Below are 15378 nucleotides of genomic sequence, written 5' to 3' on the forward strand. Positions count from 1 at the left end.
GTGCGCGATGACGGCGGCGACGAGCCCGGCCGCGAGCGGCACGACGAGCGCGGCCCGCAGGCCCGCGGCGTCGGAGATGACGCCGATGACCGGCGAGGTGAGCAGGAAGCCCAGGCGCATGAGCCAGCCGAGGATCGCGATGCCGGTACCGTGCGCCAGCCCCGGGACCCGGGCCGCGGCGGCGAACGCGGCCGGTACGAGCGTGGCGCAGCCGAAGCCCATGAGCGCGAACCCGACGAACGTCACCAGGTAGGTCGGCGCGATCATCGCGACGAGCACGCCGACGGCGATGACGACGCCGCCGGCGCGGGCCACCGCCTCCCGGCCCCAGCGGTCGGTCATCGGGTCGCCGACGATCCGGCCGACGAACTGGCTGGCCAGCACGATCGTGAAGCCGAGGCCGGCCAGGCCCGCCGGGGCGTCGGTCTCCCGGCCGATGAACAGCGCCGACCAGCTGTTGGCGAACTCCTCGAGCAGCGTGCCGCAGATCGCGAGCACGACCAGCGGGGCGAGCAGGCGCCACGGCCGGATGCCGGTCGCCGCGGGCCGCGCCTCGTCGAGCTCGGCGTCCTGCGCCTCCTCGGTCGAGGCGTGCCGGTCGCCGGGCGCGGTGGCCAGCTTCGCAGCGACGAGCGCGACGATCGCCCACACCACGCCGTTGACCGGCAGCTGCACCGACAGCGGCACCCCGTTGGCCGCGCACCACGTGCCGATGAGCCCGCCGGAGGTGGCGCCCAGGCTCCAGATCGCGTGGAGGGAGTTGATGATCGAGCGGCCCCGCCACTGTTCGACGATGACGCCCTGCACGTTCTGCGCCGAGTCGACGATCGCGTCGGTCAGGCCGGCCACGAGCAGGATCGCGGCGAACAGCACCGCGCTCGGCGCGAACCCGGCGAACGAGAGGATGACCGCGAGCAGCACCGTGCCGATCGCCGTCACCGCTCGGGCCCCCGCCGCCCGGATCAGGGGCGCCGCCGCCGCGGCCGCGAGGATCGCCCCGATCGGAAAGCAGATGACGAGGAACCCGAAGGCCGTGTTGGACAGGCCGAAGGCCTCCTTCACCTCCGGGTAGCGCGGCAACAGGCCGCTGAACAGCACACCGTTGGTGAAGAACATGAGCGAGACGCCGAGCTGGGCGCGCTTCGGCGAGAGAGTGGAGGGCACCGGACGACGGTATGGACTGTCATGATCACGTGCAACGACCGTCTCAGGGCGAAATGATCACCGGCCGAGGCAGGCCGCGCGACGACCGCGGTCAGCACTTAGGGTGGCGCTCGTGAGTGAACTCGTTCTCATCGCCAACGCCTCCGACGGCACGATCAGCTCGCTGCGGCTGCACCGCGGCGAGAGCCCGCGGCTGGAGGCGCTCACCACGACCGAGGGCCTCACCGGCTGCGGCACCTTCGCGGTCGACACGCAGCGCAACCTCGTGCACGCCGCCTACAAGGGCGACCCGCCCGGCGTCGCGACGCTGCGGCTCGACCGCGAGACCGGCGAGCTGCGCGAGGTGTCGCGCCGCAGTGTCGAGAGCTCGATGACCTACCTGTCCCTGACCGCCGGCGGCACCCTGCTGCTCGGCGCCTCCTACGGCGGCAACGTCGGTGGCACCTGGCCCGTGCGCGTCGACTCCGAGCCCGGGCTCGAGGAGCCGGTGGCCCGCATCGAGCACCGCAACCTGCACTGCGTGGTGCCGTCGGACGCGCCGAAGGGGACCGACTCCGCGCCGACGGTGGCGTACTTCGTCGCCCTCGGAGACGACCTCATCGCACAGTACAGTGTGGAATCCGACGGTTCGCTCACGCCGCTCGACCCGCCGACCGTGGCCGCGCCCGCCGGCTCCGGGCCGCGGCACCTGCTGCTCGACGGCGACGACGCCTACCTCGTCACCGAGTACTCCGGCGAGCTCATCCGCTTCGCCCGCGGTTCCGACGGTGCGTTGGCAGCCCGTGAGGCGGTCGTCGTCGTCGACCCCTCGCAGGGCCTGGCGCACAGCCGGTACGGGGCCGACCCGACTCAGGAGCACCTCATCTGGGGCGCGGACGTGCACCGCGCGGGCGACTGGTTCGTCACCTCCGAGCGCAGTTCGTCGCTGCTGACCGTCGTCACGCGGGAGGCCTCCGGTCGGCTCGGCGACGTCGTCGGATACACGCCCACGCAGCGGCAGCCGCGCGGCTTCAACGTCACCGACGACGGCGCCTTCCTCGTCGTCGTCGGCGAGAAGTCCACGGACGCCGAACTGTTCGCCGTCGAGAGCGACGGCCGCCTGACGAGCCTGGGCACCGCCGGCATCGGCCACGGCGCCAACTGGGTGCGCATCCTGCCCTGAGCGGCAGGCGTGCTCGACCCAGCGCTCGACCCAGCGCTCGGCTCAGTGCTCGGCGGAGCGCGGCTCCAGCAGCGCCAGCGCGGTGTCGATCGACTCGACGGCGCCGGCCCCGTCGACCCGCGACAGCGTGAACGCCGAGATGACGAGGTTCGTCACGGTCGAGGCGAGCCGCTCGGCCTCCGCGTCGTCGAACTCGGGTCGGCGGGCGCGCACCCCGGCGAGCATCGCCGCGAACAGCTGCGCCCGGTACCGGACGATCCGGGCGCGCAGGGCGGGATCGGCGGCCAGTGAGCCGCTCGCCGACCGCAGCGCCAGGCACCCGTCGAGCGGCAGCCGCGAGCCCGGATCGGTCAGCTCGCGGCGCACCCCCAGCAGATAGTCCGCCAGCGCCCACGGAGCCGGTCGCTCCTGCCGCAGCGCGATCAGTCGCGGCAGCGCGACCTCGTCGAGGTAGTTCGTCAGCGCCTTGTCGAAGAGCCCGCGCTTGCTGCCGAAGGCGTGATACAGGCTGGAGGCGCTCAAGCCCGTGGCCGCCCGCAGCTGCGGAATCGAGGCCTCGTCGTACCCCTGCCGCCAGAACACGTCGCGGGCCGCGCGAACGACGTCGGCCGTGACGAACGATTTCGTTCTGCCCATCACACCTCCCGCAACTTTGTGGATCGAGCGATCCATTTTAGGCTGGAACAAGCGTTACAGAAAGGGCCGGCCGGGACCGCCGGCCGCGTCGTAAGGGGAGGCCGTCGTGACCGCCATCGCGTGGATCTGTGCTGCGCTCGCAGCGCTCGTGCACTGCGTCATCTTCTATCTGGAGTCGATGGCGTGGGGCAGCCCGCGGGCCAAGGCCGTCTTCGGCGAGGTCGATGCCGAGGCCACTCGGTTCATGGCCTTCAACCAGGGCTTCTACAACCTCTTCCTGGCCGTGGTCACCGTGACCGGCATCGCGTTCTGGGCGGCCGGCTCGGCCGCCGCCGGCGCGGCGCTGCTCGTCGCCGGCCTGGGCTCGATGCTCGCGGCGGCGCTCGTGCTCGCCGCCGCGTCGCCCGCGCACCGCGGGGCCACGCTCAAGCAGGGGGCGTTCCCGCTGCTCGGGCTGCTGGCCGCCGCCGCGGCCCTGCTGTGACCGTGCGACCGGTGTGACCGGTGTGACCGTCTCCGTCCTGTTCTGACCCCTCGTCTTCGTTCCATTCGCAGGAGTGACCCCCTAATGACCTTCGATCTCAGCACCCAGGTGCAGCTCGTCGCGCGCCCGCACGGCTGGCCGACCCCGGACGACTTCCGCGTCGAGCGCGAGCTGCTCGACGAGCTGGCTCCGGGGCAGGTTCGCGTCGTCAACGAGTTCATCTCGGTCGACCCGTACATGCGCGGGCGCATGAACGACGCCAAGAGCTACGTGCCGCCGTTCCAGCTCGAGCGCGCGATGACCGGCGGCGCCGTCGGGCGGGTTGTCGCCTCGCGCTCCGAGATCCCGGTCGACTCGCTCGTGCTGCACCAGCAGGGTTGGCGCGACGTGGCGCAGGGCGACGCGGGCGGCTTCCAGGTGGTGCCGCGGCTGCCGGGCGCGCCGTCGTCGGTGCACCTGGGAATCCTCGGCATGACCGGCCTGACGGCCTACGTCGGTCTCACCACGATCGCCCGGATGGCGCCGGGCGACACGGTTTTCGTCTCCGGGGCCGCGGGTGCGGTCGGCAGTGCGGTCGGGCAGTTCGCCCGGCTCCTGGGGGCCTCGCGGGTCGTGGGCTCCGCGGGCTCGGCGCAGAAGGTGGCCGCGCTGACCTCCCGGTACGGCTTCGACGCGGCGCTGAACTACAAGGACGCCCCGGTGCGTGAGCAGCTGCCGCAGCTCGTGCCCGACGGCATCGACGTGTACTTCGACAACGTCGGGGGTGATCACCTCCAGGCGGCGCTGGACAGCATGAACCGGCACGGCCGGGTCGCGCTGTGCGGCGCGATCTCCGGCTACAACGCCACCGACCGCGCGCCCGGGCCGGACAACCTGACCAACCTCATCACCCGCAGCCTCACCCTCGAGGGCTTCACGCTCGGCGACCACTTCGACAAGGCGCCGGAGTTCGCCGACGTCGTGACCCCGTGGTTCCGGGAGGGCAAGCTCGCCTACGACGAGACCGTCGTCGACGGCATCGAGAACGCCGTGCAGGCCTTCCTCGACATGATGCGCGGCGCCAACACCGGCAAGATGGTCGTCCGCGTCTCGTAGTCAACGCCCCCAGCGCCCCCGCCCAACCAACGCCCCCGCTCGACCTCCCGCCCAACGTCCCTGAAAACTGCGTGTCACGGTCGGGACTGCTGTTCGTGTCGCAGTCCTCACCACGACACGCAGTTCTCAGCGAGGAGACGGGAACGCTCGGAGAAGTCCAGCGCAGCGACGGCGGCGTTCGGGAATGTTCGGTGAGGCTCGAGGTAGCCGGGGCGGGCCGGAACGACGGGCGGGACGGACCGTCTCCGTCGATGATGGACGCGTGAGTCTCATCGATCTGCACCGACCGATCAGCGGCGACGTCATCGACCTCATCCTCGCCGACCATTACCTCTTCGAAGACCTGCTGCGGCGGCTGCGCAACACCGCCGAGGACCGCGACGCGCTGCGGCAGGCGTTCATGACCCTGCACGTGGCGCACGCCTCCGCCGAGGAGAGCGTCGTGCTGCCCGCCCTGCGCTCCCGCGCGAAGTCCGTCACCGAGCACGAGGTGGAGCACGGGGAGGAGGAGCATGCCGAGGGCCACGAGGCGCTGCTGGCCGTCATGGAGCTGAAGGGCACCGGCACCCAGGCCTTCGACGACGCGCTCGAGGAGCTCTCGACGGTCGTCAACCACCACCTGGTCGAGGAGGAGCTGACCGTGCTCAACCCGGCCCGCGACGAGGTCGGTCCCGTCAAGCGTCGCGACCTCGGAGCGGCCTTCGCCACCGAGCGCAACGCGATCATCGACGCCGGGGTCACCGTCGAGCAGCTGCGCGCGATCGTCGCCGGCGCCAAGAGCGAGGGCCTCCTCGACGAGGAGGGGTAGTCCGCGGGCCCCTCGACCCGCGCCCCCAGGCCAACTGAAAACTGCGTGTCGTGGTGAGGACTGCGACACGAACAGCAGTTCTCACCGCGACACGCAGTTTTCAGCGAAGTTGGCGCAGGTCGCGGGGTGGGGCGCCGAACCACCGGCGGCAGGCGCGGGTCAGCGCGGCGGGCTCGGAGAGGCCGACCATGCCGGCCACCTGCCGCAGCGGCAGGTCCGTGGTGACGATGAGCCGGTAGGCGCTCTCGCGGCGCACCTCGTCGAGCACCGCCTCGAACGTCGTGCCCTCGGCCGCGAGCCGCCGCTGCAGGGTGCGCGGGTGCATGGCGAGCAGGTTCGCGACCGACCCGATGAGCGGCGGGCTCGACCCCAGCGAGCTCGCGAGCACCCGATGCACCTGCCCGGAGACGGTCGCCGCGTGCTCGCGCCCGTGCGTCTCCAGGTACTGCACGGCCATCTCGTGCACGAGTTCGTCGCCGCTGTCGAGCCGCTCGTCGAGCAGCCGAGCGGGCACCCGCAGCAACCCGGCGCCGGTGCGAAAGCGCACCGGAGCGCCGAAGATCTCGCGGTACACCGACTCCGCGGCCAGGGGCGGGCCGGGCAGGTGCACGCCGCGCAGCCCGTACGGTCCGCCCCGCACGAGCAGCAGGAGACGGTGGATGAGCCCGAGACCGACGTCGATCCCGAGCGGCTCGGGGGCGCGGCCGAGGGCGATCGCGATGACGCCGGGCTCGCCGCGCGGGTCGGGCAGCACCTGCACGCTGGCTTCCGAGGCGTGCATGAACAGGAACCGGTCGCCGGAACGCACCGCCTCCCCGATCGTCGGCGCGCTCTCCAGGCAGACGGCGAGCGGTCCAAGCACCCCCATGTCCTGGCGCTGCGTCAGCAGCAGCGCCAGCTCGGGGCGGCCGAGTTCGCCGCCGGCCAGCGCGAGGCAGGCCGCGAACTTCTCGCCGGGCAGCAGCGCGTCGTCGTCGCGGAGCACCGCCGGGTCGAGCCCGACGCGCCGCAGGTAGTCGACCGGGTCGCCGCCGAGTTCGGCCACGAGAGTGTCGAATCCGCGCAGCGCGGCGGCGCGGATGAGGGTCGGCATGCCCGGTATCCCACCCCGAATGTCGCGAGGAGTCAACTTTCTGTCGCGCACGGTCAAGAAGGGGCGGGAACGGCGGGAGTTGGGTAGAGCATGACCACTTCGCAGAGCACCGCCACCGCGCCGGGCCCCGCGCCCAAGCCCGTCGTCGGCACCCTCTACGCGATCGACCCCGAGGCGCCCGTGCAGAGCAACATGAAGCTCGCGCAGCAGTACGGGGAGATCATCAAGCACCAGTTCCCCGGCCGCCCGCCCGTCTACTTCGTCTCCTCCCAGCGCCTCGTCGACGAGCTGTGCGACGAGAGCCGGTTCGACAAGCGGGTACACACGCCGCTGGAGAACATCCGCGCGTTCGCCGGCGACGGCCTGTTCACCGCCTACACCCCGGAGGAGAACTGGGGCAAGGCGCACCGCATCCTCATGCCGGCGTTCTCGCCAGTCGCGCTCAAGGGCATGTTCGACGGCATGGTCGACATCGCCGAGCAGCTCATGCTCAAGTGGGAGCGCCTCGGCCCGGAGGCCGACATCGACGTCACCCACGACTTCACCCGGCTCACCCTCGACACCATCGCCGTGTGCTCGTTCAGCTACCGGTTCAACAGCTTCTACAGCTCCTCGATGCACCCGTTCGTCGACTCGATGGTCGACGCGCTGCAGGAGTCGGGCGACCGCGGCCGGCGGCTGCCGCTGCAGAACCGGCTCATGCTGCTCACCCAGCGCCGCTACGACGAGGACATCCGGCTCATGCACGAGGTGGCCGACAAGATCATCGCCCACCGCAAGGAACACCCCCTGCCCGACGGGCGAAGCGACATCCTCGACACGATGCTCGGCGCGACGGACCCGCAGACCGGCGAAACCCTCTCGGACGAGAACGTGCGCTACCAGATGGTGACGTTCCTCATCGCCGGGCACGAGACGACCTCCGGCCTGCTGAGTTTCACGCTGTACGAGCTGCTGAAGAACCCCGAGGTGATGCGCGCCGCGCGCGAGCACGTCGACGAGGTGCTCGGCGACCGCTACCCGACGTACGCGGACCTGTCGAAGCTTGGCTACCTCGACCAGATCCTGCGCGAGACCCTGCGGCTGTGGCCGACGGCACCGGCGTTCGGTCTCTACCCCTACGAGCCGACGACGATCGGAGGCCGTGAGGGCGGGCCGGCCTACCCGCTGAACCCCGACGAGAGCGCGCTCGTGCTCACGCCGTCGCTGCACCGTGACCCGGCGGTCTGGGACGACCCGGAGCGTTTCGACCCCGACCGCTTCTCGTTCGAGCGGGCCAAGACCATCCCGGCCAACGCGTGGAAGCCGTTCGGCAACGGGCAGCGCTCGTGCATCGGCCGCGGATTCGCCCTGCAGGAGGCCCAGCTCGTGCTTGCGCTCATGCTGCAGCGTTTCGACCTCGACTGGGCCGACCCGGGCTACGAGTTGAAGGTCAAGGAGACGCTGACCCTCAAGCCCGAGGGGTTTTTCGCACGCTTTAGTGTGCGATCGGACCGGTCGGTGCAGGGGCCGGCGCGCGGCACCGACTCCGAGCCGGTGAGTGACGAGGTGCCGGCGGTGGAGAGCCACGGCACGCCGGTGCGGATCCTGTTCGGCTCCAACGCCGGCACGAGCGAGTCGTTCGCCAACCAGGTGAGCCGGCAGGCGACCCGGCTGGGCTATTCCCCGAGCGTGGCGCCGCTGGACGAGGGGGTCGACGCGCTGCCGAGCGAGGGCGCGTTGGTCGTCGTCACGGCCTCCTACGAGGGGCAGCCGCCGGACAACGCCAAGCAGTTCGTGCCCTGGCTGGAGGCGGTGCCGGACGGCGCGCTCGACGGCGTGCGGTACGCGGTGTTCGGCTGCGGCAACACCGACTGGGCGCGCACGTACCAGCGCATCCCGACGCTGGTCGATGAGCAGCTGGAGCGGGCCGGCGCCGCCAGGCTGCTCGAGCGCGGCGAGGCCAACGCCCGCGGCGACTTCTTCGGCGACTTCGAGGAGTGGCACGAGCGGCTGTGGCCGGCGATCGGTTCGGCCCTGGGCGTGGCGGCGTCGCCGGACGTCGACGCGACCCCGCAGCTGTCGGTCGACATCATCGGCCCCGGCCGCGAGCAGCTGCTGCGCGCCTCCGACCTGGAGCTGGGGCAGGTCGTCGTCAACCGCGAGCTCGCCGACCTGTCCAAGCCGGGAGCCCGCAGCAAGCGGCACCTGGAGATCGCGCTGCCGACCGGGCAGACGTACCGCACCGGCGACTACCTCGCGGTGCTGCCGCTGAACCCGGTGACCGTCATCGACCGGGCGCTGGCGCGGTTCGACCTGGCCTACGACACGCGCCTGCAGATCAGCGGCGCGGCCACCCAGTTGCCCGTCGACGCGCCGGTGCTCGCCGGTGAGCTCTTCGGCTCCTACGTCGAGTTGTCGCGCCCGGCGGGGCGGCGGCAGGTCGAGCAGCTGGCGGCGGCCTGCCCGTGTCCGCCGGAGAAGGCGCAGCTGCTCGCGTTGGCCGACGAATCCACCTACGAGAGTGAGGTGCTCGGCAAGCGGCTGTCGGTCTTGGACCTGCTGGAGCGGTTCGCGTCGGTGAGTCTGCCGCTCGCGACGTTCCTCGGCATGCTGACTCCGCTGAGTCCGCGGCAGTACTCGATCAGCTCCTCGCCGCGCTGGAGCGCCGATCACGCGACGCTGACGGTGGCGCATCTGTCGGCGCCGGCGCTCGCGGGCGACGGCACCTACGAGGGGGTCGCCTCGACGTTCCTCGCGCACTCGCGGCCGGGCACGCGCATCCCGGTGACGGTGCGGGAGAGCAACGTCGACTTCGCCCCGCCGGCCGACCTGTCGACCCCGATGGTCATGGTGTGCGCGGGCACCGGGCTGGCTCCGTTCCGCGGGTTCATCCAGGACCGGGCGCTGCGGGCGCAGGCCGACGGGGTGACCCCGGCTCCGGCGCTGCTGTTCTTCGGCTGCGACGGGCCCGACATCGACTACCTGTACCGCGACGAGCTGCAGGAGTGGTCGCGGCAGGGCGTCGTCGACGTGCGCCCGGCGTTCTCCGCGGAGCCCGAAGACGGGCCGGACGGGCCGATGCGGTTCGTGCAGGACCGGCTGTGGGCCGACCGCGCCGACGTCGCCGACCTCGTGCGGGCGGGCGCGCAGTTCTACGTGTGCGGCGAGGGCCAGCGCATGGCGCCCGCGGTGCACGAGACGTGCGTGCGGATGTACGCCCAGGCCGCGGGAGTCTCCGCCGAGCAGGCCCTGGAGTGGGTCGAGTCGATGGAGCGCGAGCACGGGCGGTACGTCTCCGACGTCTTCGCCTGATCCGTGCCGGTGGCGCTCTGCTGAACGCGCGATAGGTCGCCCGTTCAGCAGAGCGCCCGCATGCGACTGAAGACCGCTGATATCGCAGATCGCCATACTGCCTACGTGGACGGTCAGAAGCTTCGTGAGCTGCGCGAATACCACGGGTTGACGCAGTCGCAGGTGGCGCGCGCGGCCGGGGTGTCACAGAGCATCGTCTCCGACGTCGAGCGTGGGCGTCGACTGTCGCCGGAGGCCATCGAGCAGGTGGTGGGCGGGCTGCGCCGCAGCATGTCGCCGTCTCTGGTGCTGGTAAGGCACGGGGCGGCGATGCGCGCCTTTCTCGAGGTGAACGGCGCCAGGGACGTGCGGGTGTTCGGGTCGACGGCCAGGGGTGCCGACCGCTGGGACAGCGACCTCGACATAGTCGCCCGATTCGACCGGCCCATGAGCCTGTTCGACGTCGACTCCCTTGTCGGCACGCTTCGCCGTATCGCCGGTGGCCTGCCGGTCGACCTCGTCGTGGAGACGGATCGCACCCGGCTGCGTGATTCGGACGCGGTGCCGCTGTGAGCGAGGTTCAGTGCGCGACGGAGCCGAACGCGAAGAGTGCAGCACCCGCCCTCTGGAGCGGAGGGCCAATCTGTGTCCGTCGTACGACTGGTGACTGGAGCCTCTGGGAGGTGCGAGCGCCGATCGTCATCAGGTCACTGAACCCAACTGGCAGTCAGTCTTAAACGGTGGATAATTGCCAGCAGAAGTTGGCACGCTAGGTTGCTGTTGAGGTTCGCATGGACGATGAACCGTTGATCCTCGAGAGCGCGCGTCGGCACGGGATCGACGATGACGACATCCTGAGTGCCTACGCTTTTGTTATCGGCTCGTTCGTCGATGAGCGCGGACCGCGACCGCTGGTGATGCTGGTCGGGCTTTCGACGAGCGGCGCGGTACTCGAGATCGGAGTAGTCGATCGTCCCGACTACGGGATCATCTGTGTCGTGCACGCGATGACCGCGCGGCCCGAGACGTTGAAGAAGGCAGGGGTGCTGTGATGACTACTAAGCGACTGTCGACGGATGACCTCACCGAGTTGAACCTGTGGGGCGAGGGTGTCGCGGATCAGTACGAGGCCGGGATCACTCCGACTCCGGGAGCGTCGGTTCCGCCGCTGCTCGAACTGCAACGTCTGCGGTACGAGCGGCGCCGAATCGAGGAGGAGACGCGCCGCCTTGTGGCGGCCGCACGCGAGGCGGGCGAGTCGTGGCATCGCATCGGCATGGCCCTCGGGGTGACCGCCGAGGGCGCTCGCCAGCGCTTCCGTCAGGCTTCCTGAGCCTGACCGGTGCCGCGCGTATTGGTCAGCAGCATGCGGTCAAGCACGACGAGGCCGCCCACCGCGAGCGAAGAATCCGCTGGGCAGGCCGCCTACTCCACCTCGGCCGGCCCGCTGAGCCGGACCTCCTCGAGGTCGAGGCGGGCCTGCACCTGACGAAAGGCGCTGTCGTCGATCTCGCCGCGATTGCGCATGCCCACGACCGTCTCGCGCTTGACCGCGATGAGGGCGAGCCGCAGCTGGGCGTACTGGTCCATGGCACGCTCGACGCGCTCCCGGAACTGCGGGTCGTCGAGGTCGACCTGGTCGCGGTGCTCGGCGTACTCGGCGACCACCCGATCGATGGTCTCCTGGTCGACCCCGAGGTCGCGGGCGATCCCGGGCAGCGCCGCCAGGCTGGCCCGGGCGGCCTCGCAACGAGCCTGCGCCACCTCGTCGTGCTGGCTGCTGTCCAGCGGCAGCCGCGACCAGCGGGCCACGTAGGGCAGCGCGAGCCCCTGCGCGACGATCGAGGTGACGACCACGCCCGCGACGACGAAGACGATCATGTCGCGGTTCGGCCACACACCCACGCCCTCCGCCTCCAGGGGCACGGCCAGGGCCACGGCCAGCGACACCCCGCCGCGAAAGCCCGCCACCGTCCTGAGCACGCGGGCGCGGTTGGTCGCGCGCAGGTTGCGCTGGGCAGGGCGCCGGTCGAGGGCGCGGATCGTGTACGCCGAAACGACGAGGAAGAGGTAGCGCGAGGCGAGCATGACGACGTACACCGCCGCCGTGACGATCATGCCCGTGCCGATCTGCGCCGAGGACAGGCCCGAGACCGCGATCGGCAGCTCGAGCCCGATGAGCACGAACAGGGCGCCGTTGAGTAGGAACGTCGTCAACTGGAAGAACGGGGTCGACTGCTGGCGGGAGCGCGCGTCGACGACGAGCGGCGCCATCCGCACCCACAGCAGCCCGCACGAGACGACCGCGAGCACGCCGGAAGCCTCCACTGACTCCGCGATGAGGTAGAGCACGAAGGGGGTGAGCACCAGGAAGGTCGTGTCGAGCACCGGGTCGTGGATGAAGCGGCGCACCTGGAAGAGCAGCCAGCCGCCGATCAGGCCGATCGCCAGCCCTCCGACGAAGGAGATGAGGAAGAGGACGGTGATGTGCCCGGGGGTGATCGCCTCCTCGTGGGTGGTCAGCGACAGGGCCAGGGCGAACAGCACGAGGGCGGTGCCGTCGTTGATGAGCGACTCGGACTTCAAGATCCCCGCGGTGCGGGCCGGCAGGTCCTTGCCGAGGGCGGCGACGGCCGTGGCGTCGGTGGGCGCGAGGGCCGCCCCGATGAGCCAGGCCGTGGCCCACGGCAGGCCGAGGGCGTGCGCGACCGCCGCCATCGCCGCCGCCGTGACGACGACGAGCAGGATGCCGGACAGCAGGATGCCCCGCAGATAGACGCGGATCGTGCGCCCGGAGGCCGTGATCGCCTCCCAGAACAGCAGGATCGGCAGGAACAGCACGAGCACGACCTCGGACGGCAGCTCGATGCCGCGCATCGCCGGCACCAGCGCCAGCACCAGGCCTGCGGCCACGAGCGTGATCGGCGAGGCCACGCCGCTGCGGCTCGAGACCAGGCTGCCGACCAGCACCGCCGCGCCCAGCGCGACCACGATGACCAGGGCTTCCACAGGCGCATCCTCTCCGAGTCCGGTCGCGGGCCCACGCAGGTCACGCGAGCGTGTGCGAACGGCGTCTGGGAGACATCATGCCTCCCGCGGATCGCGCCCTCAGCGCACGAGCATCGCCCGGGCCGCCTCGCGCAGGTCACCCCCGGCGTCGGCGGCGGCGGTCCGCATGCGCTGGTAACCGGCTCCGCGGGCGACGATCGCCTCCAGGCCGGCGAGTTCGCGCTCGCACCCCAGCCGGTGGGCCATCGGCGCCAGCCGCTCCAGCAGCCGGCTCAGGTGGTCGGTGACGAGTTCCTCACGGCTGTCGGCGCCGACGATGACGATGGCGTCGAGCCCGTACCGGGCCGCCCGCCACTTGTTCTCCTGCACGTGCCACGGCGGCAGCGGCCGCGGCAGGGTGCCGTCGGCCAGCTGCTCCTCCAGGTGCAGCGTGAGGCAGTGGATGAACGCGGCGATCGCCGCGACGTCCTCCAGCCGCGCCAGGCCGTCGCAGCAGCGCACCTCGATCGTGCCGAGGTTCAGCGACGGGCGGATGTCCCAGCGCAGCTCGCTGGCGTCGGCGACGACTCCCGTGGTGAACACGTCGCGCAGGTACGCGCGGCACGCCGACCACGTCTCGAACTGGAACGGCAGGCCCGCGGTCGGCAGCTGCTGGAACAGCATCGTGCGGTTGCTCGCGTAGCCGGTGTCCTCCTCGGTCCAGTACGGCGAGGAGGCGGTCAGCGCCGTCAGGTGCGGGTGGTACGTGAGCAGGGCGTTGATGAGCGGCCAGACCTTGGCGGCCGAATCGATGCCGACGTGCACGTGCACCCCGAAGATCACCATCTGCCGCCCCCACCACTGGGTGCGGTCGATGAGCGTCTCGTAGCGGTCGCCGGAGGTGACGCGCTGGTCCTCCCAGCGCGCGAACGGGTGCGAACCGCCTCCGTAGAGGTCGACGCCGACGAGGTCGGCCGCCGCCCGGACGCGCGCGAGCCCGTCGGACAGGTCGGCCGCCGCCTCGCCCGCGTTCGCGCAGATGCCGGTGACGATCTCGACGGTGTTGGTGAGCAGCTCCTTGGTGACCGTCGAGCGCGCGGCCCCGGGGTGGCCGTGGCCGTCGTCGCGGGCCTCGATGAGCGCCAGCAGGTCTTGGGCCTTCGGCACGAGTTCGAGGGAGACGGGGTCGACGAGGCCCAGCTCCCACTCCACACCCACCGTGCGCCCGAGCGAGGGGGAGAACGACCGCGCCGGCTCGGTCTTCGGCTGGGTGTCGGTGGCCGTGCTGTCGGCGGTCTCGGTGGTCTCGGTGGTGTCGGTGGTGTCACTGGCTCGGGTCATGGCGATCACCTCTCGGGCCGCGACGGGAACGGGACGGCCATCGATAACCTAGCGTGATGCCTTGCATAAGCCCGCGGGTGGGCTCGGCATGCGAGAGCGTACGCGTGCCGCCCGTGAGCCGGCGAGCCGGGAGGCTGCGCACGCGGTCGGTCGCGGCCTGACACCCGGCGTGACCTCGGCGTGTGTCGTGGTCAGCGCGTACAGTCGGCGATCCACGAGCATCCCGGCATCGGGAAGCGCGTGTGGGGGGAGCGGTAGACCACGGGGGTGGGGGCGATGACGGAGGCGGAGGCGCTGGACGTGCTGCCGCGTGCGCGCACGCGGGCCCGCTGGAGCAGTGCTCTCGGAGGCCTCATCGGCGCCGGAATCCTCGCCGGCTGGCTGTGGTTCGGCGACCTGCCGGTCGCGCAGACCCCGGCCGGAAGGGTCGTGCACTGGCTGCTCTACCTCGTGGGAATCATGCTGTTCACGGAGGTCGTCCGGATGCGACGCTTCCCGGCCGCCGCCGACCTGCAGCCGGCCCGCCTCGTCGCCCGCAGCCGCTCGCGGATCGCGGTGCGCGACTCGCGGGGGCGGCGCTGGTCGTGGCGGGTGCGCGGGGCCCGGCGGCTGCGGGTGGGGTCCCGGGTGTGGGTCGACACCGAGCTCGCCCTCGACCGGCGGGTCAGCCTCATCGTGCCGACCGATGCACAGCCGCTCGTCCTGGAGCCGGTGACGCGCGCCGAACTGGAGGCCGACCCCACCTTCGCGGCCGGTTCGGGGCGGCCGGGTGAACCGGCTCCCGAGGAGGTGCGCGACGCGGTGGTCGAGGTGGCACGCGCCGCCGCCCGCCCCCGCGCGTGGCTGCTGCTGGGCACGCTGGCCGTCTGCGCGATGGTGCTGGTGGGAGGCGGTGCCACCCGCGGCACGGCCGGGCTCGATGCCGCGTCGGTCGTGTGCGTGCTGCTGCTCGGGGCGGCCGCCCCCGCGACCGTGCCGTGCCTGCTGGCCGCGCGTAGCCTGGCGCGCGCCACTCGTGGCCCGACCCGTGGACCCGGGCTGGTGCGGATGCGGGTCGTCGACTCGCCCTCGCTCGCCCGGGAGTGGGACGGCCAGCCGGCTCCGGCCAACCGCGTGCTCGTCTGGGCGGCCGACGGCCTGGGCGTGGCCGGTCTACACGGAATTCCCCTGGGGCGCGGCGCACGTGTGGGCCCCACCCGGAGCCCGAATCGGCCGGCTCGTGCCCCTCGTCGCCATCGGCGGCCCGGCGGGCGCCGGCCGGATGATCGTGCCCTGGCTGCCGGCCCGCCCGGCCGACGACGTCGAGGCGGCTGAAGCCGCTGAAGCCGCTGAAG

14 protein-coding genes are annotated in these 15378 nt (G+C 71.7%); 9 read left to right on the plus strand and 5 right to left on the minus strand.

Going from position 1 to position 15378, the window contains the following annotated elements; all coding sequences use genetic code 11:
- The coding region (locus tag PINTE_RS04690; RefSeq protein WP_068426984.1) for an MFS transporter at positions 1 to 1164 on the minus strand (1164 nt) is incomplete at its 3' end.
- 112 nt (positions 1165 to 1276) lie between these two features.
- On the opposite strand from PINTE_RS04690, the gene PINTE_RS04695 reads away from it, so the two are divergent.
- Positions 1277 to 2326 carry a lactonase family protein gene (locus tag PINTE_RS04695; RefSeq protein ID WP_084343246.1) on the plus strand — a complete coding sequence of 350 codons (1050 nt, stop codon included), beginning with the start codon at positions 1277 to 1279 and terminating at the stop codon, positions 2324 to 2326.
- 42 nt (positions 2327 to 2368) lie between these two features.
- Here PINTE_RS04695 and PINTE_RS04700 read toward each other — a convergent pair whose 3' ends face one another.
- On the minus strand, positions 2369 to 2962 hold the full coding sequence (locus PINTE_RS04700) for a TetR/AcrR family transcriptional regulator (protein WP_068426989.1): 594 nt from the start codon (positions 2960 to 2962) through the stop codon (positions 2369 to 2371).
- 106 nt (positions 2963 to 3068) lie between these two features.
- Between PINTE_RS04700 and PINTE_RS04705 the strand changes: the two genes are divergently transcribed.
- From PINTE_RS04705 to PINTE_RS04715, 3 genes are all read left to right on the plus strand, one after another.
- Positions 3069 to 3446, plus strand: a complete 378-nt coding sequence (locus PINTE_RS04705; protein ID WP_068426991.1) for a DUF1304 domain-containing protein — start codon at positions 3069 to 3071, stop codon at positions 3444 to 3446.
- Between the two features lie 84 nt (positions 3447 to 3530).
- The gene (locus PINTE_RS04710; RefSeq protein WP_068426993.1) at positions 3531 to 4541 is read left to right on the plus strand and encodes an NADP-dependent oxidoreductase; all 1011 of its coding nucleotides are present in this window, start codon (positions 3531 to 3533) and stop codon (positions 4539 to 4541) included.
- A 262-nt stretch (positions 4542 to 4803) separates the two neighbouring features.
- Positions 4804 to 5349, plus strand: a complete 546-nt coding sequence (locus tag PINTE_RS04715) for a hemerythrin domain-containing protein (RefSeq protein WP_068426995.1) — start codon at positions 4804 to 4806, stop codon at positions 5347 to 5349.
- A gap of 100 nt (positions 5350 to 5449) precedes the next feature.
- Here the strand turns inward: PINTE_RS04715 and PINTE_RS04720 are convergent, their stop codons facing one another.
- Positions 5450 to 6442: an AraC family transcriptional regulator gene (locus PINTE_RS04720; protein WP_068426997.1), complete on the minus strand. Its 993-nt coding sequence runs from the start codon at positions 6440 to 6442 to the stop codon at positions 5450 to 5452.
- 90 nt (positions 6443 to 6532) lie between these two features.
- On the opposite strand from PINTE_RS04720, the gene PINTE_RS04725 reads away from it, so the two are divergent.
- From PINTE_RS04725 to PINTE_RS04740, 4 genes are all read left to right on the plus strand, one after another.
- A complete protein-coding gene (locus PINTE_RS04725; protein ID WP_068426999.1) occupies positions 6533 to 9736 on the plus strand; it encodes a bifunctional cytochrome P450/NADPH--P450 reductase in 3204 nt (1067 codons plus the stop codon).
- 105 nt (positions 9737 to 9841) lie between these two features.
- Entirely contained in the window at positions 9842 to 10288 is a 447-nt protein-coding gene (locus PINTE_RS04730) for an XRE family transcriptional regulator (protein WP_169798456.1), read from the plus strand.
- 218 nt (positions 10289 to 10506) lie between these two features.
- Entirely contained in the window at positions 10507 to 10767 is a 261-nt protein-coding gene (locus PINTE_RS04735) for a hypothetical protein (RefSeq protein WP_068427003.1), read from the plus strand.
- Complete coding sequence (locus tag PINTE_RS04740) at positions 10767 to 11048, plus strand: hypothetical protein (protein WP_157087083.1); 282 nt, start codon at positions 10767 to 10769, stop codon at positions 11046 to 11048. Before PINTE_RS04735 ends, PINTE_RS04740 begins: the two co-directional genes overlap by 1 nt.
- A gap of 92 nt (positions 11049 to 11140) precedes the next feature.
- Here PINTE_RS04740 and PINTE_RS04745 read toward each other — a convergent pair whose 3' ends face one another.
- Together PINTE_RS04745 and PINTE_RS04750 are read right to left on the minus strand one after the other, a co-directional pair.
- Positions 11141 to 12724 (minus strand): Na+/H+ antiporter, encoded by a 1584-nt coding sequence (locus PINTE_RS04745; protein ID WP_217996496.1) that lies wholly within the window; start codon positions 12722 to 12724, stop codon positions 11141 to 11143.
- A 99-nt stretch (positions 12725 to 12823) separates the two neighbouring features.
- Positions 12824 to 14044 carry a glutamate--cysteine ligase gene (locus tag PINTE_RS04750; RefSeq protein ID WP_084343248.1) on the minus strand — a complete coding sequence of 407 codons (1221 nt, stop codon included), beginning with the start codon at positions 14042 to 14044 and terminating at the stop codon, positions 12824 to 12826.
- Between the two features lie 276 nt (positions 14045 to 14320).
- Here PINTE_RS04750 and PINTE_RS04755 point away from each other — a divergent pair, with 276 nt between their 5' ends.
- Complete coding sequence (locus PINTE_RS04755; protein ID WP_068427006.1) at positions 14321 to 15358, plus strand: hypothetical protein; 1038 nt, start codon at positions 14321 to 14323, stop codon at positions 15356 to 15358.
- The last annotated feature ends 20 nt before the right edge of the window (positions 15359 to 15378 follow it).

Source organism: Piscicoccus intestinalis NBRC 104926 (assembly GCF_001515525.1).
Lineage (GTDB): Bacteria > Actinomycetota > Actinomycetes > Actinomycetales > Dermatophilaceae > Kineosphaera > Kineosphaera intestinalis.